Source organism: Mucilaginibacter mali, from assembly GCF_013283875.1.
Classification (GTDB): domain Bacteria; phylum Bacteroidota; class Bacteroidia; order Sphingobacteriales; family Sphingobacteriaceae; genus Mucilaginibacter; species Mucilaginibacter mali.
Window position 1 is genome coordinate 1425950 of sequence record NZ_CP054139.1, and the last position, 20300, is coordinate 1446249.

12 protein-coding genes are annotated in these 20300 nt (G+C 48.2%); 8 read left to right on the top strand and 4 right to left on the bottom strand.

Annotated features, from left to right (window positions below):
- Positions 1-116 precede the first annotated feature (116 nt).
- Positions 117-2120 (top strand): sensor histidine kinase, encoded by a 2004-nt coding sequence (locus HQ865_RS25935; protein WP_237073755.1) that lies wholly within the window; start codon positions 117-119, stop codon positions 2118-2120.
- 303 nt (positions 2121-2423) lie between these two features.
- On the opposite strand, the gene HQ865_RS06225 is transcribed toward HQ865_RS25935, so the two are convergent.
- A complete protein-coding gene (locus tag HQ865_RS06225; protein ID WP_173414062.1) occupies positions 2424-2951 on the bottom strand; it encodes a hypothetical protein in 528 nt (175 codons plus the stop codon).
- A gap of 84 nt (positions 2952-3035) precedes the next feature.
- Between HQ865_RS06225 and HQ865_RS06230 the strand changes: the two genes are divergently transcribed.
- The 6 genes from HQ865_RS06230 (at position 3036) to HQ865_RS06255 (ending at position 11751) form a co-directional block, all read left to right on the top strand.
- Positions 3036-3362: a YbjQ family protein gene (locus tag HQ865_RS06230; protein WP_173414063.1), complete on the top strand. Its 327-nt coding sequence runs from the start codon at positions 3036-3038 to the stop codon at positions 3360-3362.
- A gap of 226 nt (positions 3363-3588) precedes the next feature.
- Complete coding sequence (locus tag HQ865_RS06235) at positions 3589-4188, top strand: RNA polymerase sigma factor (RefSeq protein ID WP_173414064.1); 600 nt, start codon at positions 3589-3591, stop codon at positions 4186-4188.
- 45 nt (positions 4189-4233) lie between these two features.
- Positions 4234-5421: a FecR family protein gene (locus tag HQ865_RS06240; protein WP_173414065.1), complete on the top strand. Its 1188-nt coding sequence runs from the start codon at positions 4234-4236 to the stop codon at positions 5419-5421.
- Between the two features lie 205 nt (positions 5422-5626).
- On the top strand, positions 5627-8854 hold the full coding sequence (locus HQ865_RS06245) for a TonB-dependent receptor (RefSeq protein ID WP_173414066.1): 3228 nt from the start codon (positions 5627-5629) through the stop codon (positions 8852-8854).
- A 30-nt stretch (positions 8855-8884) separates the two neighbouring features.
- A complete protein-coding gene (locus HQ865_RS06250; RefSeq protein WP_173414067.1) occupies positions 8885-10525 on the top strand; it encodes a RagB/SusD family nutrient uptake outer membrane protein in 1641 nt (546 codons plus the stop codon).
- 29 nt (positions 10526-10554) lie between these two features.
- On the top strand, positions 10555-11751 hold the full coding sequence (locus HQ865_RS06255; protein WP_173414068.1) for a CehA/McbA family metallohydrolase: 1197 nt from the start codon (positions 10555-10557) through the stop codon (positions 11749-11751).
- A 71-nt stretch (positions 11752-11822) separates the two neighbouring features.
- On the opposite strand, the gene HQ865_RS06260 is transcribed toward HQ865_RS06255, so the two are convergent.
- The 3 genes from HQ865_RS06260 to HQ865_RS06270 are packed head-to-tail and all read right to left on the bottom strand — an operon-like array spanning position 11823 to position 18614.
- Positions 11823-13538: a glycoside hydrolase family 26 protein gene (locus HQ865_RS06260; RefSeq protein WP_173414069.1), complete on the bottom strand. Its 1716-nt coding sequence runs from the start codon at positions 13536-13538 to the stop codon at positions 11823-11825.
- Entirely contained in the window at positions 13513-17268 is a 3756-nt protein-coding gene (locus HQ865_RS06265; protein WP_173414070.1) for a glycosyltransferase family 2 protein, read from the bottom strand. Before HQ865_RS06265 ends, HQ865_RS06260 begins: the two co-directional genes overlap by 26 nt.
- Positions 17265-18614: a hypothetical protein gene (locus tag HQ865_RS06270; RefSeq protein WP_173414071.1), complete on the bottom strand. Its 1350-nt coding sequence runs from the start codon at positions 18612-18614 to the stop codon at positions 17265-17267. Before HQ865_RS06270 ends, HQ865_RS06265 begins: the two co-directional genes overlap by 4 nt.
- A 368-nt stretch (positions 18615-18982) precedes the next feature.
- Here HQ865_RS06270 and HQ865_RS06275 point away from each other — a divergent pair, with 368 nt between their 5' ends.
- Positions 18983-20089, top strand: coding sequence for an acyltransferase family protein (locus tag HQ865_RS06275; protein WP_173414072.1), 1107 nt, complete (start codon positions 18983-18985; stop codon positions 20087-20089).
- Positions 20090-20300 lie beyond the last annotated feature (211 nt).

Sequence of the window (20300 nt, forward strand, 5' to 3'; positions counted from 1 at the left end):
GGGTCCTTTACATATCTTATTCATGCGGTAAAAATATCCGTTGCTTATACTTACATTAGTTGAATAATTTATTTAGCTGTAAACCATTACAATTTTAGCCGTTGCCAATACCCCTTATGAAACGATTTATCCTGGTTTGTTTGCTGCTTTGTTCCGGCCGGCTTATGGGGCAGCAAATTAATGTGGATAACCTTATCCATATAGCCATTGCCCGGGCCAGGCCGGTGGGCACTTACGCCGGGCAAAGCCACGATAGCCTTTTCGCGGCGTTTAGAGTGGCTAAGCCGGGTAAAGAGCGCACCAGGATCATTTACCAGATCATCAATTACGGGCAGCCTACTTCCAGACTGGGGCTTACTTATCATTACAAGATACTGGACTGGTCGCGCAAAAATAACGACCGCATCAGCGAAGCCATTATTATGGCCGAGATCGCTTTTCAGCTTGCGCAGAACGGCGATGTTGCCGAGGCCATTAAAATGGACCTGGCCGCCCTGAAACTGGCTGAAAAAACCGGCGATAACGAGGCGCTGGGCATTATATACGATAGCCTTGGCTGTTGTTTTAGCAATGCCGACGATACCTTTACGGCCAACAATAAGCAAATGATCTGGTATTTCGGGATGGGTTTGAAGTACTCGGCGTTGGCCCACAACGATATTTTTATTTCGTATGATTACGGCGGCCTGGGTGCCGCTTACCGCGTGCTCCACATGCCCGATTCGGCCGCGTACTATAGCTTTAAAAGCTTTGAATACGCGGTGCGCAAAAATATTACGGTGCAGGTTGCGCAAAGCTTACTGGATATACAGCAACTGCAAACCGCCGACGAACTGAAACTGAAGTACGCACGCGCCGCTATTGCGGTAGCTACCCTTGGGAAGGTAAACCACGTGCTGGTGGTGGGCAATGCTATGCTTGCCCAGTTTCACAAAGCGCATGGGCGGGCCGATTCGGCCATGTTTTATGCCAGGAAGTCTTACGGATTTTCGTTCCGGCAGGCGGTATTCGCGCAGATCGAGCCTGCCGGGTTGTTGAAAGAGTTTTACACCGGCCACAATGCCGATAGCGCGCTGAAGTACGCCAATATTTATTACAGCGCGCGCGACAGCGTTTTTAACATCGGCAAATCACAACGGGCGCAGGCGCTGGCTTACTCAGAAGAGCAGCACAAGCAGGAACTGGAAGCGCAAAAAGCTGCCGACGCGGCCCGGCAACGGCTTTACCTGTTGGTGTTGGTCATTGCCTTCATATCAGTTATCGCCTGGATTTTTTGGCGCAACAGTGTGCGCAATAAAAGGGACAAGATAAAGATCCAAAGTACACTGAACGAGCTGAAGGCAGCCCAGGCACAATTGATCCAATCGGCAAAAATGGCATCGCTGGGCGAACTGACGGCTGGTATAGCCCACGAAATACAGAACCCGCTGAACTTTGTAAACAACTTTAGCGAGGTAAGCATCGAACTATTGGAAGAACTGAAAGAAGAGGCTGAAGCCGGTCATACCGAAGATGTGATAGCTATTGCCGATGACCTTACTCAAAACCTCGAAAAAATAAACCAGCACGGCAAACGCGCCGATGGTATTGTAAAGGGGATGCTTGAACACAGCCGCGCGGGCAGCGGCGAGCGCCAGTTAACCGATATTAACCTGCTGGCCGATGAGTTTCTGAAATTAGCTTACCACGGCATGCGGGCAAAGGATAAAGACTTCAACGCCGAGATAGTAACCAATTTTGACGAGAACCTGCCCAAAGTCAACATTGTGCAGCAGGACATTGGCCGCGTACTGCTCAACCTGTTCAACAACGCGTTTTACGCGGTGAATGAAAAGAAGAAGACCGAGGGTGATGGGTACACTCCACAAGTAACCATTACAACCTTTACTCCCCCTTTAGGGGGCTGGGGGGCTATCGTTCGTGATAACGGCAACGGCATCCCCGACGCGATAAAAGATAAGATCATGCAGCCATTCTTCACCACCAAGCCAACGGGGCAAGGTACGGGATTAGGCTTATCGATAAGTTATGATATAGTAGTAAAAGGCCACGGCGGTAAAATTGAGGTGCAGAGCAGGGAGGGTGAAGGTTCGGAGTTTGTGGTGCAGATCCCCGGGTGATTTAACCGCTTAACCTGATGACTAAATCTAAAACCTCCGTCCGCTACCGCAGGTTTAGCGCAGCGTAACCTGTGGTCAACATCGTAGAAGTTTCAAACTTCCGCGAAACCCAGGCACAAGTTAACCCTGCACACATTGCCACCATTTAAACTTGCACCAGCTTTTTAATACTTACCACCTCACCCGCGTTAGGGATGGCAGCGGATACCGGCCTTGTGGCTAAAGCCTGCAGGCGTATGAGCGTACAGCCCGGGCCGAAGGCAACGCCATGGTTCAGATGACTAAATATTTACACGCAGCAAATTAAATCTCAAACTCCATCTTATTAAACCACGATAGCTTAGCATCCGCGGCATCCAGCAATTGGGTGTAATCGGTCATATAATCAAATTGCAGGTCTTCGTGCAGTTTGCTGATGAGCTTGCCTACCTTTTCTACCTGGCGGATGAGGATGGTGCGCAGGGGTTTGTAGTTTACTTTGGTGTAGGTATACTCCAGGTAATTGGTGCAGAAGCTGATGAGCAGGGTGATCTCGACGCCTTTGGATCCCGAGAAGCGCGACAGCTTGGTGATATAACGTAATATCTTGCGCAATACCTTTACAGCGTTAAAAGGCTGCGAGGGCATGCTGTAAAACATCATTCCTATTTCGTATTTAGCTTGCTGGATGAACGCCTCTTCGTCGCCGGCTAAAAATAGCAGGTAAGCCAGCAGTTCCTTGTTCTCTTTTTTATAGCGGGCCAGGCACAGCACTAGTTCGGCCAGCCGGGGGCTGCTAAGGTGTTGCAGTTCCTTTTTAATGTCTTGCAGTCCGTACGCGTCTATTGCCATATTTTCAGCAAATTAATAATTTACTCTTCATATAAATATCGGCATTAACAACTATGTTTGAATAAATTAAAACCGGACAACCAAATGATAGTAACAACCAGCACACATTTAGAGGGTTACAAGGTAACCGAACATTTAGGCGTTATCAGGGGTATTACCGTGCGTTCGCGCGGGGTAGGGGGCAATTTTCTTGGCGGACTGCAAAGCCTGGTAGGTGGCCGCAACTCGGTTTATACCGATCTGTGCGAGCAATCGCGCCAGGAGGCTTACGATTTGCTGATGCTGCATGCCCAGCAGGTAGGCGCAAACGCCATCATCAATATGCGGTACGATGCCAATGAGGTGATGCAGGGCATTACCGAAGTGCTGGCCTACGGCACCGCGGTTAAAGTACAGAAGATAGAGGGATAGTAACATCTTCCGCAATAAGGCAACCACAAGGCCCCGGTTTTTAAAAACCGGGGCCTTGTGGTTTTTACAGTAACGGGAATCTTACATTTTTTAGCCCGGCATTGCCATAGCTTTAACAAATTGATAATATTAGCTAAACCGGAAGTGCACAGACAGACGGCAACTTTGTTCCGCCCGAAGTTCTCAGATAATGCCCAGTTTTGTAAAGTCCGGTATAGCCCTAAAAATGCATTGGGACACTTTCATTATAGAAGGTGGCCAGGATGTTTTCTATACGTTATACTCTCATTATCATGATTACCTCATCTACCTCGGTGGTTTAAAAGGTGCAACGCTTGATAGCTCGAAGGATTGTATTAACGACCTGTTCCTGTATGTTTTCGAGAACCGCAGCCGGTTGCAGTATATCCGTAATCACCACAACTACCTGGTAACGGCTTTCCTGCGTAACCTGTTCCGCAAGCGGCATTTTAGCGCCGAGGAGGGCTTGGAGCTGGATGATCTGCCCGAAATGCCGGTTTACCCATCGGTAGAAGCCGAGTACATCAGGCAAACTACCCAAAAACAGGTAACGCAGGTGCTGAACGATTATATCAGCGAATTGTCCGACAGTCAGTCGAAGATCGTATACCAAAAATTTTATTTAGGCCTAAGCTACGAGGAGATCGCCGGCATTAACAATATCTCAGTAAAAACGGCTTATAATACCATATACAATTCTGTCGAGAAACTCCGGAAACTCATCGGGCAGGATTACGTGAGCGTGCTTTCTGCCGCTATTTCCCTGTTCACACTTATTTTTATAATTTTTTTCAAAAAAGCATAGGAAAAAATTGAGGCTGCCTGCTCTATTGTGCAAAGTCTGCCAAAAATGCTTGAAAAAGACCTCGGTCACCTACTCCATCAGGAAAGCTTCCTGAATTATTGTTTCGGGAGAGACGATAACGATGTCAGATATTGGAATAAATGGCTGGCCGAACACCCCGAAGATGCGGTACAGGTAGAAGACCTGAAGCGGACAGTGATCATGATGGCTAAAGCCTCGCGTAACGCGCTGCGGGATAAGCATTTTGAAGAGCTTCAGCAAAAGATGGCAGGCGCCCCTGTAATTCAGCTGAAGAGGAAGCGGGCATTCTGGCAGCCGGCGTTGGCAGCCGCTGCGGTATTGCTTATCGTATCTGTTGCCGCGCTTATCTACTATCCGGGCATTGAACCGGTGCAGAAAAATCCCATCGCGCAAAAAATTGATGTTAAGCCCGGCGGCAATAAGGCCATCCTGATACTGGGCAACGGAAAGAAAATTACACTGACAGACTCCCTCAACGGCCAGATCGCGGTGCAATCCAAAATAAAGATCACCAAAACCGCGCAGGGGCAAATAGTGTATGAATTACCTGCCGGTGTGGCCACTAACGATCCCGTACCCGAATATAATACTATCGAGGCGCCTACCGGCGGACAATGGGAGGTAGTTTTGCCCGACCGTTCGAGGGTTTGGCTCAATGCCCGATCGAGCCTTACTTACCCCACTTTTTTTGCCGGGAACGAACGCCGGGTACAGCTTAAGGGCGAAGCCTATTTTGAAATTACCCACAACGCCCAAATACCCTTCAGGGTAGCCAGCGGGAGCCAGGTAGTTGAGGTATTGGGTACACATTTTAATATCATGGCTTATGATGATGAACAACTGATGCGGACAACCCTGCTGGAAGGTTCGGTGAAAATTTCGGATCATGGTCAGTCGCGCATCATTGTACCGGGCGAGCAGGCACGGGTTAGCGATGCCGGCATAAAAGTAACCAATGAGGTGGACCTGGAAGACGTAATATCCTGGAAGAACGGCTATTTCAAGTTTAACGAAAGCCTGGAAAGCATTATGCGCAAAGTTGCCCGCTGGTATAATGTGGAAATAATTTATGCAAGCAATATCGATCCGTCGATGCGTTTCGGCGGAAAGATCTCCCGCTATAAGAATCTGTCATCTGCGCTCAAGATCATGGAATTAACCGGAAATATTCACTTTAAAGTAGAAGGAAGGAGGGTTACCGTTATGCAGTAAGCAGACCTGGTAAAACGGTAATCCACAAAAAAGCCAGGGGTGCTTGGAACCACCACTGGCGTGCTTTGGGCTTACCATTCCGCTTTAACGGAAAAAAATAATACGCAAATAAGATTTTTCGATTAAACCCTAATAACAAATGTATAAAACTTTTTTATATGTCGGGCATGGTTTTTCGTCCCGCGCCCTAAAAAAATGCCTGTTGATGATGAAACTTACGATGATCATACTAACAATGGCTATCATACAGGTAAGTGCCGCCTCTTTTGCACAAAAAATTACGCTGAAAAAAACCAACGCTTCGCTCGAACAGGTTTTTGATGATATCCGTAATCAAAGCGGTTATGATTTCTTTTATAATCTAACCCTTATAAAAAGCGCCAAACCGGTTACGGTAAATATAAAAAATGCAGAGCTGGAGGACGCTCTCGCGCAAATTTTCAACAATCAGCCTTTAACTTATACCATAACCCGCGAGGATAAGGCCGTAGTTATTAAAGAACGTAAAGCACCGGCACCACCACATGCTGTAACCGGTAAGGTGGTTGATGAGCAAGGTACGCCGCTGATAGGCGTTGTAGTAAAATGCAAGGTTAACAATGCGGTTGCATCTACCGATGTAAACGGCAATTTTACCATCACTGTGCCCGATGATAACGCGGTACTGTCTTTCACCTATATTGGATATAAGCCAATTGAGATAGCCGCGGGCCACAGCAGCCTTAGCATTACCATGCAGCAAACAGTTTCGGCGCTTAACGAAGTGGTTGTTGTGGGTTATGGCACACAGAAACGTACCGACCTTACCGGCGCGCTCAGCTCTGTATCTAATGATAAGCTGGTGGCTACGCACTTCAACAATGCTATACAATCGCTGGCCGGCCAGTTACCGGGTGTAGATGTTACCACATCAAGCACCAAGCCTGGTGGCGGTTTCGATATCTCCATCCGCGGACAGAACACCATTAAATCGGGCACAGACCTGAGTGGCATCAACCCACCCCTATATGTGTTGGATGGTATTTATGTTAGCTCTATCAACGATATTTCGCCTACCGATATTGAGCGGATCGACGTGCTGAAGGATGCTTCTTCTACGGCTATCTACGGTTCGCGCGGGGCCAACGGTGTTGTTATTGTTACCACCCGCAAAGGCAAGCAAGGCAAAAATTCGGTAGAGTATATCGGATCGGCTTCTGTAAACTCGGTAATGAATTTGCCTCATTTCACTACTGCTACCGAATGGGTGCAATATCGTATAGACCGCAGCAAAGGGCAAAACTATACCAACCCGGCTTACGAACCTAATTTGGCCACATTGCTGGGTCAGGCGGCATACAACAATTACCAGGCAGGCAATTCAATCAGTTGGCCGGATGAGATACTGAAGAAATCTTACACGCAATCGCATGCAGTAAGCTTGAATGGCAGCGCCGAAAAGCTTACTTATAGCCTGGGCGCGGCAATCAATTCAGAAAAAGGCGAGATTGAGGGCGATGGCTACACCCGTTATAATGTGAGTGCAGCGCTAAATAAGCAGATAAACAATACATTTAAGATAGGGACCAATATATATACTGCTTACGAAATTGCAACCGGCGCCAGCCCCGAAACCTTCCGGACCATCTATCGTTTGAACCCGCTGACAGATAAGTACAACGCGGACGGGTCGCTAAAGTTCTATCCGGATGGTATAACAACCATCACCAATCCCTTTTTAGAAGAGAAGAACAGGCACACGCAAACTAACAACACGCATGTTTTTGGAAACATGTACCTTGAGGTGAAACCGCTGAACTGGCTGAAGTTTACCACCACCTTTGCACCCGACATCAACCATACAGAAGGCGCGTCGTACATCGGCTCGATGACAAAAACCGGTGCAGGTGCGCTGGCCAATAGCAGTGCCCAGTACCAGGCAGGCCGTACCATAAAATATACCTGGGATAACTTATTGCAGGCCGATAAAACCTGGGGCGATCATAGCGTAAACCTCCTTTTGGGCGCATCGCAGTACAAATCAGCCATCATGACCTCGGCCGAGGCGGCAAGGGCGTTCCCTACCGATGCATACGATTGGTATAACCTTGGTGCAGGTACCATGTCCTCTATGTCTACCAATTATATACAGGAGCAGCTGAGTTCGTTTTTTGGACGTGTTAACTACGACTACAAAGGGCGCTACCTGTTAACAGCAACAGCACGTACAGACGGTAGTTCTAAATTGGCCGAAGGCCATAAATGGGCATTCTTCCCATCGGCTGCTTTGGGTTGGAGAATCTCTGAAGAGGAATTCTTGAAAGACAAAACCGCCCTGTCTAACCTGAAACTGCGTTTTAGCTATGGTGTATCGGGCAATAACGGCGTGTCGCCTTATAGCAGCTTTCCAACAGTTGCTAATGCCCGGTACCTTTTTGGTACCACAAGTGTGGTGAATACATCGTCGGTAACACGCTTTGCAAACAAAAACCTGACATGGGAGCGCACTAATGAGTTTAACCTTGGTGTAGATTTCGAACTTTACAAAGGACGGATCGGTGGAACGATAGACGTGTACAACCGGCGGACAAACGGCATTATCATGAACCGGGTAATGTCGATACTTAACGGGTTTACCAGCCTGACGGATAATGTGGGTTCGGTTAACAATAAAGGTATCGAGTTTTCCCTGAATACGACCAATGTTAAAACCGACAGTTTCTCATGGAACACATCGCTTAACGTAGCATCTAACAGCAACAAGATCGTAAGCCTTGCTGATGGTTCACAACGTGATGAGGCCAACGGTTGGTTTGTGGGCCAACCCGTGGGCGTAGTGTGGACATATGACCAGGTTGGTTATTGGAGCGAAAGCGAAGCGGCAGACGCTAAAAAGTACGGACTGGCACCAGGTAGTATCAAGGTGCGCGATATTGACAATAGCGGCACGATAAACAATGCCGACAAAGTATTTAAAGGGTCTCTTTTCCCTAAATGGACGGGTGGTATTACCAATAGCTTCGCATATAAAAATATAGACCTGGCATTCACCGTAACTACCCGCCAGGGACAATATTCATATTCGCAGTTCCATGGGTCGTATTCGTTAGAGGATAACGAGAATTTCAACGTACTGAAACTCAACTACTGGACACCGCAAAATACCAGCGGTACCTGGGTGCGCCCCGGTGTACCTTCAGGCCCGATGGAAGTGTTATACTTTCAGAAAACCGCATACGTAAGGGTAGGCTATATCAACGCCGGCTACAATTTGCCTAAGGGCTTGATAGGCAAAGTAGGGCTTAGCAAGTTGCGCGTATTCGCTTCGTGTCAAAACCCTTTCATCTTTACCGATTATGCAGGCTGGGACCCGGAAATAGCAGGCAGGGACACGCAAACCTATGGCTATCCGATGACACGCAAGTTTATGTTCGGCCTCGATCTGGCGTTTTAATTCATTAAGAATCACACATATTATTAATCCATGAAAAAATTAATCACTTATATAGCGGCGATTTTGGTGCTGATCCTCGCGCACTCCTGTAAACTGGACGAAGTTAACCGTTCGTCGGTAACGAGTGACAAGTACTTCGTAACCCAGGACTCGTACGAGGAGTTGGTGAACGAAACTTACCGATACCTGCGCCCATTATTGCAAAACACCGGGCACATGTGGTATGGTACCGATATGTACGACCGTACCGGCGTAGTAGATGACACCCAATTGCCCATTAACGATTACACCGTGTTTACAGGCAACGAAAGTCAAAGCTGGTGGACTGACAACTACAATCTGATAACCAAAGCCAACACCGCCCTGTCACGCGGCGCGGCCATACAAAGCAGTATCGACCCCAAAGTGTACGCCACACGCACCGGCGAATTACTGGCCTTGCGCGCTTATGCCTATTTAAACCTGGTTGAATCATTTGGCGATGTGCCGCTGATCACCAGTGAGGTGACCGACGCTACCTATAATTTCACCCGTGCCCCGGAAGCAGATGTGTATAAACAAATGGTGGGCGATCTTAACCAGGCCATCAACCAGCTGCCGGCCGATCCAAGCGACTACGGACGGGTAGCCCAGGCCATGGCCCAGCACTTGCTTGGCAAGGTGTTGCTTACACGCAGCTATAAAACCTATGCGCAGCCTACCGACCTGGCAGGTGCCGTTAGCGCCCTGCAGGTAGCCATGAACAAATCAACGCTTACGACATGGGAAACACTCTTCGGCGACCAATATACAGTTGGCAATAAAGAAGTGATCTTCGCGGTGCGCTATTCCAGCACCGATGCGAACAACAAAAATGGTAACAACCTGTACCAGCAATTTAAGTTCTGGACCGATAGGTTTCCGGGTGGGGCACTGGCAGCACCTTATTGGAGGCAAGACGCGTCTTACCAGCCTACGTCATATGTTTTCAACCTTTATAGCGCTAATGACTTTAGGGCATCCGAGCGCTTTTTACAAAGGCATATCGTGGCGGCTACCAACAACGCCGCGGGAACTAATGGCGCCATTAAAACCGGAGACGTTGTGATCTACCTGCCCCAGGTGGCTATGACCGATGCCGAGATCACTGCCTACAAAGCAGCCAACAAGCCAACATATTATGTAGTGAACCCCAATCAGTACCATACGTTTTTTGGATCGAACGTTATCTATCCCATCATCTGGAAATTCTACGACCCTACCGTTGTAGTTTATACCAACGCGGGGGTTGATCCGCAAGGGCATCGCGATACGTATGTGTTCCGTCGAGCCGAAACCATGTTGCTGCTGGCCGAAGCGTACGTTAAGCAAGGCCAGGGCGCCCAGGCTACCGCATTGATCAATCAATTGCGCCAAAGGGCCAAACTTTCAGGCAGCGACCTGCTTGCCGGAAATGCCACTATAACAGATGTGCTTGACGAATCGGCCCGCGAACTTTTCGGTGAATCAAACCGCTGGATGGACCTTAAACGCACCGGAACGCTGCTTACCCGTGCCGCGCAATACAACGCCTTTACCGCTCATAATCATCCTACCGCCATCGATACTAAGTATTTGGTACGTCCTATCCCGGTAACGGAGATCGTGCGCAGCCCAACTCTTACACAGAATCCCGGCTATCCCGGTAAATAATTATCACATCACCTTTAACATTAAAAAACATGTACAAAAATATTCGCATTGCATTTTCACTGCTGGCCATCATCGGCATCAGCAATATTGTATCTGCACAAGACCTAAAGCCGGCACAGTATCTGCCAAAAAATCATGTTAACCCATGGATCAAACCATTGGGCGCCCTGCCGCCAATAGCCAGCCTTACCGATGGCGTATGGTTAAAAGGAGACCTTCACGTACACTCGAGCCATAGTAGCGAAGGCGGATATGACCCTAAACGCCACCCGGTTAAAGACATTATTGCCTTTGCTAAATCAGTAGGATTTGGCTACATCGCCATTACCGATCATGATAACCATGTGTTAGGAGATGTAGAACACAACACCTGGGCCGACCCCGATTTCAAATCAGATTCGGTACTGTTATTATATGGTGCCGAGTGGACCACCACCCGCGGCCACGGTAATACCTTTTCGGCGAAGCCATACGATCATCAAAAATTTTATGATGTACGTGATCAGCGCGATGCTAATATCCTCGCGGTAAAAAAAGAACTGGGTATTCATTTATCGGCTAATCACCCTGCTGGTCCAAAAGATCACTTCGGCTTTTCGTACGACATGGTTGACGCGATGGAAGTTTGGAACTCGTGCCTATGGACCAAGAACGCCAACTCAAACCTGATCTGGGAAGATATGCTGGCTTCCGGTCGCAGGGTAACTGCTCGTGGTGGTAGCGATGTTCACAGACCAAGCGACGTTAACTATATTGGTACCCCTACAACCTGGGTATTCGCTGCTAAGCGCAACGCGCAGGGTGTGGTTGATGGTTTGGTAAACGGCCGCGTTTCGGTAAGCGCGAACCCTTTCGCGCCACGTGTTGAGTTTTATGCGGATATTAACGAAGACGGTAAAATGGATATGATGATGGGTGATAACGCCAAATCTACCGGTAAGCCTATCAAATTCCGTGTTGAACTTAAAGGAAACGTAAAAAAGGATAGCACTTATACCATCAATGTAATTAAAGATGGCCGTAAGTTTGGCAGCTATAAAATGGCAGGCAGCAACCCTGTGGTTGAGTTTACCGATACGCCAAGATTAGTTGAGCGCATGTACTACCGTTTGATAGTTGAAGGCCCGGCTACCGATTACCCGCAGGTGCCCCGCTCGGCAGCGGTTACCGGTAACATGGTTGCGTTATCAAACCCGATCTATTTCAACTTCGATCCGAAGTTTTAAAAGGGATTTGACCGGATAAAAGAAAGCCGCCTGTACTTTGAGTACAGGCGGCTTTCTTTTAACTGATATCTTTAGTTTCCGGCGTTTACACTGTTGCAGAAAAACTGCATGTTTTGCGGCGATATGCTCCAGTCGGGGGCTTTAATATGTCCCCAGGTTTTGGGGTTATCATATAAATTAAAGTAGCAAATGCCAAAAACATGCTTGTTGTGCCGCAGCGTATTGGCGGCATCGGCCAGCCATTTGTGCTGATAATCTTCAGGCCCCTTTACGCCAAACTCGGTGATAAACAGCGGGCGGTTAAGGAAGCGCATGCGATAATACTTACGCTGAAAAATGGTGCTGAAAAGTTCCTGCTTGTTAGGGTCGGTAATGTTTTTATCGGGCAGGCCGTAAATGGCAATGCTGATATAATCAACCACATCGCTTCCGGGCCACCAATCGGCCGAACCACGGTCGCCGGCGGGGCCCCAAACACGTTTGATATTTTTGGCGTGGATTTTATCGGCCTGCATAAAATAGCGGAACGCCCGGATATAGGTAGCCGGATCCTTACTTTGCCAGGCGTAGCGCTTAATGGGGATCTCCATTTCGTGGGCGAAGCGCAGATAAACCGTTTGCCCGCAATTGCTGATCAGCTGATACAACTTTTGGATCGCCGGGTCAAAACGGCCATCCAGCGTACTTTGCAGTACGTTAGGGTCAGGCCGTTTGATGGTATCCTTCCATGGCTCAACGGTTAACACCACATCATGATGGCGCGCAAGGATAGAATCGAACCGAAGCTTAAGTTCGCCCCGCTCAATTTCACCCATATCGGTAAAAATATGTTCGATGCTTACGTTGGGGTTATTGATCAGCCTGCGATTGGGGTCGAACACACCAACTTTTAGTTTTTGCCGTACCGGTTTATCGGGATCGGTCGTAATAAAGTTTGCTGGTGAATAAACAGTAGTATCGTATCGTCTCTCCTGTCTAACCTGCTGCTTTAACCAATCGGGCTGTAAAGGCGATGCAGCGCTGGCTTGCCCGCCTAATACCAGTACCGGCTTATCCATAAAGCGTAACCTGTGAAGTTTGGAAAACAGCATGCCTGGTAGCTGGGGCTGATAAGGATAAGCAGACGATGTTTGCTCTGATTGGCTGCCGAGTGTTACACTGATAAGATCTACATATTTGTTTCCCGGCCAAAATTCAGAATCGCCGGGGAAACCGCTTGGCCCCCAAATGATCTTCGCGGCGGGAGCGGCCTGCTTTAATTTTGCAGCCATATAATTAAACGCCCTGATGTATTGCGGTGCCGACTGGTATTGCCACGGAAACTGGTATACCGGTACTTCCATATCCGGATCGAACCTTACATAAATGCTGTGGCTGCTTTGCTTGATCAGGCCTGCCAGCTCATCGAGCTGGCGGTTGAAGCTACCTTTAAGTATCGCGGTGAGGGCATCGGTATACCATGGCCCGGCATAAGCCTGTGGCCAGGTCTCTATACTGAGCAGCACATCGCTTTTTTTGAGCAGGCGCAATAGTTCACCGCTGTTTTTAAATTTTATGGCTGTGCTTTTCCAATACAGGGTATAGTGCGGCATGCCGGTCAGCCGTGTGGCAGTGCTGTCGCCGTGTTTAAAAAGTGCCAGCACAGGCTCGTTATTCCGTTCAGTAAACTGATCGAAAAAAGTATTACGCACATATCCCGGGCCTTTAACTATCACGGCTGCCAGCAACAGCAGCCCAATAATACCAATCAGTGTGGCACGATTAATCTTCAACCGGTACTTCCTCATGTTGCAATGGGATGTTTAATATAGAATATGCAGTAGTTACCCGCTGTCCGTCTGTAGCAACCAGGTATAGCTTGTATAACCGTGGGTTTTCGGGTACCTTGTAGTTTAACAACGGGCCATCGCCAAGGTGTACCATTTTTAGCGGCGTTCCCCACCTGTCTGTACGTACCTGGTACCATTCAAAACGGAGCCCGTTTTGTACGCTTTGCGCGAATTTCCAGCCGCCCGGATCTTTAACAAGCGCGTTATAAGGCAGCACATCGTCGGGTACGGTAGCCGCCGATGGGCGCAGGATCTTAATTTCGGGCAGACGGTTAACATGGGTGCCTGCGCCCCAATGCTTTATCAATTCGTCAAATGCCAGTTTAGAACGGCCCTGCATATCTTTCAATCCGTCAAAAGTAACGCCCGACGCGGTTTGCTGGTCCTGCCAGTTAGCAAGAATGGCGGCGGTTGAAAGGCTTTTGTACTGAAAATAAAAATCAGGATTTACATTACTGAAATAATAAGGGACAGACAATTTGCCGATCAATGTGGAATCCTTCAATCTATCCTTCCAAACCAAACCAAACGCGTCTATTTGCGGCACCTGGTCGTGCAATTGCGCAACGGTGCGGCGCATATCGCCGGCTACTTTCACATCAACGGTAACAGCCCTGCCCGGATCGGCTTTTTTAATTTGCTGCACCAGGTTCTTCAGCCACGTGGTATAAGCCTGGCGGCGGTAAAACAGTTCGGGTTGCAGGTAAACATCGTTCATTTGCTGCAGTGTGCAGCTGCCGATATTCCAGCACTGGATCAGCTGGTTGTTTTTATGGTCGTTTACGGTCGAGAGGATATTTCGTGCAAGTTTGGCCAGGTAAACGCTGTCGGCCATTTGCAGGGCCGGATCGGGTACCCAAAAGCTGTAGTAAACCTTCAGGCCGGTTTCGCGGGCGGCCTGTAGGGTAATATGATCGTAGATGCCGGGGCCGTAAATTTTTATGGTGTTCAGGCCGGCCTGGCGTATGGCTGTAAAATCGTTAACAATAGTTCGGCGCGTAATGGCGTATGTATTGCCATACCAGTTCTGCCCCTTCGCGTAAAGCACGCCTTTGGTATCTCCGGAGAAAATGCTGGCTGTTGAACGGGGGATATTACGCGGCGCGGCAGCTATGGGTTGCTGTTGTAACGGACGTGCGCTGCCGAAAGACTTTAAGGTGGCCAAATTATCCTGGCGCCAGTTAATACTGGCAACACTATGGTTAGGTACATTCTGATCAAAGGCCGAGTTAAACAATACCAAGCCTTTAATTTCGGGGAAGCTATAACGGGTGCTTTGGATACCGGCCTGCAGCCACGCGGTTTGATCGACAGCTTCTTTTACGGAACCCATTTCGGCTATCATTACCGGAATGCCCCATTTCATGATCTTCAGCCGGTGATAAGGCATGTATATTTGCTTAAACGACCAGGATCGGCCATCTATGCCATACTTTCCATAGTTTAAACCAGTGATACCTATCCAGTCTATATATGCATAGCCCGGGAAATAGGTCTCGGCAGCTTTGGGAGTCCATGGGTTCCATACCCAGGTTACGTTCCAGGCGCCATTCGCTATAAACAGGTTATGCACATATTTCCAGGCGGCCTTGAAATCTTCGGGTGTATTTTTACCCGCAGCCGACCATGGGTAAGCCGGGTTATCGGCTTCATGCGCGAAGCGTAAAAACACCGGGCGGTTAAGCGCGCGCAATTGCCCGGCCATGCGGGTAATATAATCATCGTATTTACCGGCCAGTATGTGGGCAAATACAGATTCATCCTTTTGGCCCGCAAAGCCTGAGAACAGATTTTGCCATGGTTCCCAGGTGATCATGGGGGTAGAGTTATTGCGATAAATACTATCCATCAGCGCGGCCGGCACAAAACATTTAGGCTGATCGCCCCATGACAGGTAAACGGAAACGATATCAAAGTGAACTTTCCCGCCCTGCTGAAGATGGTTTACGTTCGACATGGCCGTCAGCCCATCGCCGGCTTTAGCGGGATCGAAAATGCCGCTTAACAATACATTTTTATGTACAGGCGGCAGTACCGGCGAATCGCCTTCCTGCGCGCGTTTGCTTGCGTAATAAGACAAACAGATAGACGCGATCATTAAAGGGAGGCTAATAGTTCGCACCACGGAATAGATCCGCCTGCGAAACAGCCAGAACTTGCGTTTAAACTCCCCAATACTGTTGCGCACGGCCGAAAGCCCGCTGTGGCGGTTTTGGTACGACCGCAGTTGAAGCTGTTGGCTGGCCATCAGCATAAACACCATGAAACAGCAGTTGATGCTGCAAATGCCGGCCATGATGATGGTAAAGGGGTTCCAATCGTTATATAAACTATAACCAATGGCGGCTACCGACAAGCCCAGGATAGCGATATTGGGCAAATTGATGCCGAGGTTCCGCTCTTCGGTATCATCCTTGGGGGTGGGGATATAAGGTACTTTTTTGCGTATGATGGTGTAAACAAAGCCAACAATAAATACCCACCACGTACCGATGAGCAATAAACCACCGATAACATGGAAGCCCCGTTCCTGGTCCTCCATCACCCAGCGCTGTACAAAATGCCTGATGAGCAGCACGGCCATAATAAATGGAACGGTTACGATAGCGAATACCGAAAAATCCATCCGCAGGGGATAAACATCGGCAAAAAGTGCCGCTATAGGGATAAGGAAGTTGAGCAGGTAGATAAAGCCCGACAGGTAGAACATGGGCACCAGCCCGTAGTGCAATTTTTGTCGCCAGGTAAACTTGCGGAACAGGGTGATATACGAAGTTACAAGCAATTCGAACACCCCACGCGACCACTTGAGTTGCTGCTTATAATAAGCAGAGAGGGTAGCCGGTACCAAACCGCGTGATAATACCGCGGGTACGTATACCGATTTCCAACCTTTGGCATGCAGTTGCATAGAAGTGTGCATATCTTCGGCCAAACCGGCCGCGTGGCCGCCGATAGAATCCAGCGCGGCACGCCTGAAGGTACAATTGGCGCCAATGGCCTGGGCGGTGCCATAGGCGTTCATGGTCATCATCATCGGGCCGTAATACTGGTAGGTTTGCTGGGCCGCGCCCTTGGCTATCCAACCCTGGTCCTGGTTAAAATAAGCCTGGACGATCTGTACAAAGCCTACTTCGGGGTTGTTAAAATGATTAACAATAGGATCTAAAAAGTCGGGAGAGGGCACATGGTCAGGATCCAGCACTACACATAAGTCCCCATTGGAATGCCTGAGCGCGTTGTTGATATTGCCGGCTTTGGCATTTACTTTTTCGATACGGGTTACATGGTGCACACCCAGTTTACGGCAAATATCTTTTAAGTAAGGGTCGTCGGCCTCATCGCACAGATAAGCCTGGTGCGGATAAGTGATCGCTTGTATTGCTTCCAGCGTTTCAACAATCATCTCGTAGGGTTCACCGGCACAAAAGGTGGTAAAAATATCTACCGTAAAAGCCTTGCCGGGCGGGGGAGGAGTATCTATTTTAATGGTCCAGTAGTGGTACCATTCGTATAGCACTTTTGCGGCGGTAAAGGCAAAAGTAATGATCAGTAAGGCGTATAGCGGCCGGTAACCACGCGCAGCCGGCTGAAGCAGGTAATAAGCGAAGAAAGCCATGCAGCCAATGCCGATCAGGATCATTAGCCGCAGGCTACGCCTTTGGTTTTTATCAGGTGGTTTGATCATTTGAGCGGCGGGGTATTGGGGCTAACCACATAAAAAGGCGTATTGCAGGTGGCAAAGTAGCCCTTGTCGTTATAAATATAAACATAAACACGGTAAGGCCCTTCAGTTGTGGGCGCACGAAACACAAAACGATCGGCAGTGGCGCTGATGGTAAATTCATCAAGCGAGCGCTTTTCTTTTTGGTTGTAAAAATGTTGTACACGAAACCAGTCTTCCGGTTGTAAAAACCAACGGTAACTCAAATTGCTGCTGCTGTCCTGCATGTAAACCTGTGCGTTGATCACTGTTCCGGGGTTGTATAACAGGTTGTCTTTAGCACCTTTTCCGTCAACCAGCATATATTTAACTTTAGGCGCACGGTGAGGGGCCGGCCGGCCTGTCCATAGCTGCTGTAACACATCAACAGAGGCCGATCTGTTGCCGTCTTTATCAAACAGGCTGAACCAGGTGGGGGTTGTTTCCTGTTTATAGCCCCAATAAAACACCATCGACCCCAGGAAACCGGCCTCCTTTTGCGGCATATAGCGCTCGTATAGTTCGCGGTATTGTTCGGCTTTCTTTTCGCTGGTTTGTTCGATGTAAGCATTCCAGGCAGTTTGCTCATGCCCGGGCCATGGGCCATCTATGCCCCACTCGGTAATCAGGAAAGGGCCGCGCCACCAGGTATGAAAGTTGTCGAGGTCTTGGCTAAGGTGTCTTATCGCGCCAAAGATGTTGAACGAAACAAAATCAATATGTGTCCACAGTTTGATATTGAGCAGGTACCGGTCTTCGAAATTGATCAGCGTGGTGGTTACCGGGTGATCCGGGTCTTCGCTATGGATCATATCAATAAAGCGGTTAAAAACCCCATAAAATTTGAAGTATTGCGGTTTAACCGGGTAGGCTAGTTCGTTACCCAGGCACCAGCATAAAATTGCCTTGCTGTTACGGTATTTCCGGATAACGTTTTGATATCGTTTAAACAGGCTATCTACCTTGGCATCGTTGTTATAAAAGGCGTCCATGTTATCGTTATACGGCATAAACAAACCTACTATTACCGCTATCTGGTTCCGTTCAGCGTCGGCAAGAACCGAATCGAGGTTGGTTTCATCCCAGGTTCTGATGGTATTTCCGCCGGCGGCCTGCAATTCGGGTAAATGTGTATTGCCAGCGGCACCTTTTACCGTAAACGGCTTGCCGAAGCGGTAAAGAGCATATCGCCCATTTTCGTAGCGGATATAAACGGCTTTTTTTTGCGGATCTTTAAACCTTGAGGGGTAAGGGTTCCACAAAGCAAACAGTAACACCCCGCAAATGCAGAGCAGAATTACGGCTATCAGGATGATGTATTTTAAGCGCAAGTGTAAGGCATATGTTAGCAGTAAAACTAATTAATTATCCGGCGATAACAAAGAGTTATAATGCAATTAGATGAATAAATATGTCGCTGAAGGAAATAAAGATTACTTTGGTGAAAATGAGTAGGTTAGATATAAAGCGTTTGCGCCGTTGAATAAAGTGCCGGAATTTACCGGCATAAATAAAGGAGCAAGCTGTTTTGATCGATCGGTTCGGCGGATCAGTTAACCATAGTTAAACATAGGTTCAGCTCAGCATAGTTCACTCCCTGAAAAGAAAGATACGAATATTTTCCTGCCCGGTTGGATAGCGATGCATCGTTTTCCTATTTTGCGCCGGTTTATTTCGTAGCCTGCAATCTATTTTATTAATGAACAATAACGAGTTGGCCACCAAGCCACACTATCCAATATTAGATGGCCTTCGCGGTGTCGCGGCTATTATCGTGGTAACTTTTCACCTGGGCGAGCCATTATCTACCAGTAATTTAGATAAACTGGTTAATCATGGCTACCTGGCGGTCGATTTTTTCTTTTTATTATCTGGTTTTGTTATCGGCTATGCTTATGACGACCGCTGGACGAAAATGACCACAGGCAGCTTTTTCAAACGCCGTATCGAACGCCTTCAGCCCATGGTGGTTTTGGGGATGACCATAGGCGCCATCGGGTTCTATTTTACCGACTCTACATTGTGGCCGCTTATCCACACCATTCCGGCCTGGAAGATGCTACTGGTGATGCTGATCGGTTATACCATCCTGCCCGTACCTTTATCGCTTGATATACGGGGCTGGGAAGAGATGCACCCGCTGAACAGCGTAGGTTGGTCGTTATTTTTTGAATATATCGCTAACATCCTTTATGCTGCCGGTATCAGAAAATTCTCTAAAACGGCGTTAAGCATCCTGGTGGTTATCGCGGCTATCGCACTCGCGCAACTGGCCATCACCAACGGCGATGTGAGTGGCGGCTGGACATTGAACGTACCGCAAGTGCGCATTGGGATAACCCGTACCATATATCCATTCTTTGCCGGGCTGCTGCTTTCGCGTGTAATGAAGCCCGCTAAAGTTAAACATGCCTTTTTATGGTGCAGCGCGCTGCTGGTTGTGATACTTTACATGCCGCGCATTGGCGGTGCCGAACATGTTTGGATGAACGGGATCTATGAATCTGTTTGTATCATCATCATTTTTCCGCTGATCGTATACCTTGGTGCCAGCGGGGTGATTAAAACGCAGCGGGAAAACCGGATATGCAAGTTCTTAGGTGGTATATCCTACCCGCTTTATATGGTACATTACACACTGGTTTATTTCTACGTCGCGTGGATCAGCGATCATAAAGGGGTAACCATTGCGCAGGTATGGCCTTATGCCTTAATGATTTTAATTGGCGCTATACTTTTGGCCTATGCCACGCTAAAATGGTATGACGAGCCGGTTAGGAAATGGTTGCGGAAAAAGCTTGGGTAGGGAGGTGCGCAAGCGAAGTGCCTCATATACCATATTAGATTAACCAAAGTTTACTTATTTAGCCTTAATTAGAACAGGGTAGTATCTCAAATCGATTTACTTTGTTGTTGTACTTTGCTGTCATTCTTTGAACTACATTGATAGCGGAGTTACGGCACCCCATCGGGCGATAAGTAAAAGAATCCTATATCCTTATCTGTGTAATAATATT

What these genes read in the sequence shown, in the direction of transcription:
- HQ865_RS06240 (WP_173414065.1), top strand. Translation starts at nt 4,234, where the DNA reads ATGCTTGAAAAAGACCTCGGTCACCTACTCCATCAGGAAAGCTTCCTG.
- HQ865_RS06260 (WP_173414069.1), bottom strand. Translation starts at nt 13,538, where the DNA reads ATGAGGAAGTACCGGTTGAAGATTAATCGTGCCACACTGATTGGTATT.
- HQ865_RS06235 (WP_173414064.1), top strand. Translation starts at nt 3,589, where the DNA reads ATGCATTGGGACACTTTCATTATAGAAGGTGGCCAGGATGTTTTCTAT.
- HQ865_RS06250 (WP_173414067.1), top strand. Translation starts at nt 8,885, where the DNA reads ATGAAAAAATTAATCACTTATATAGCGGCGATTTTGGTGCTGATCCTC.
- HQ865_RS06265 (WP_173414070.1), bottom strand. Translation starts at nt 17,268, where the DNA reads ATGATCAAACCACCTGATAAAAACCAAAGGCGTAGCCTGCGGCTAATG.
- HQ865_RS06230 (WP_173414063.1), top strand. Translation starts at nt 3,036, where the DNA reads ATGATAGTAACAACCAGCACACATTTAGAGGGTTACAAGGTAACCGAA.
- HQ865_RS06275 (WP_173414072.1), top strand. Translation starts at nt 18,983, where the DNA reads ATGAACAATAACGAGTTGGCCACCAAGCCACACTATCCAATATTAGAT.
- HQ865_RS06245 (WP_173414066.1), top strand. Translation starts at nt 5,627, where the DNA reads ATGATGAAACTTACGATGATCATACTAACAATGGCTATCATACAGGTA.
- HQ865_RS06255 (WP_173414068.1), top strand. Translation starts at nt 10,555, where the DNA reads ATGTACAAAAATATTCGCATTGCATTTTCACTGCTGGCCATCATCGGC.
- HQ865_RS25935 (WP_237073755.1), top strand. Translation starts at nt 117, where the DNA reads ATGAAACGATTTATCCTGGTTTGTTTGCTGCTTTGTTCCGGCCGGCTT.
- HQ865_RS06225 (WP_173414062.1), bottom strand. Translation starts at nt 2,951, where the DNA reads ATGGCAATAGACGCGTACGGACTGCAAGACATTAAAAAGGAACTGCAA.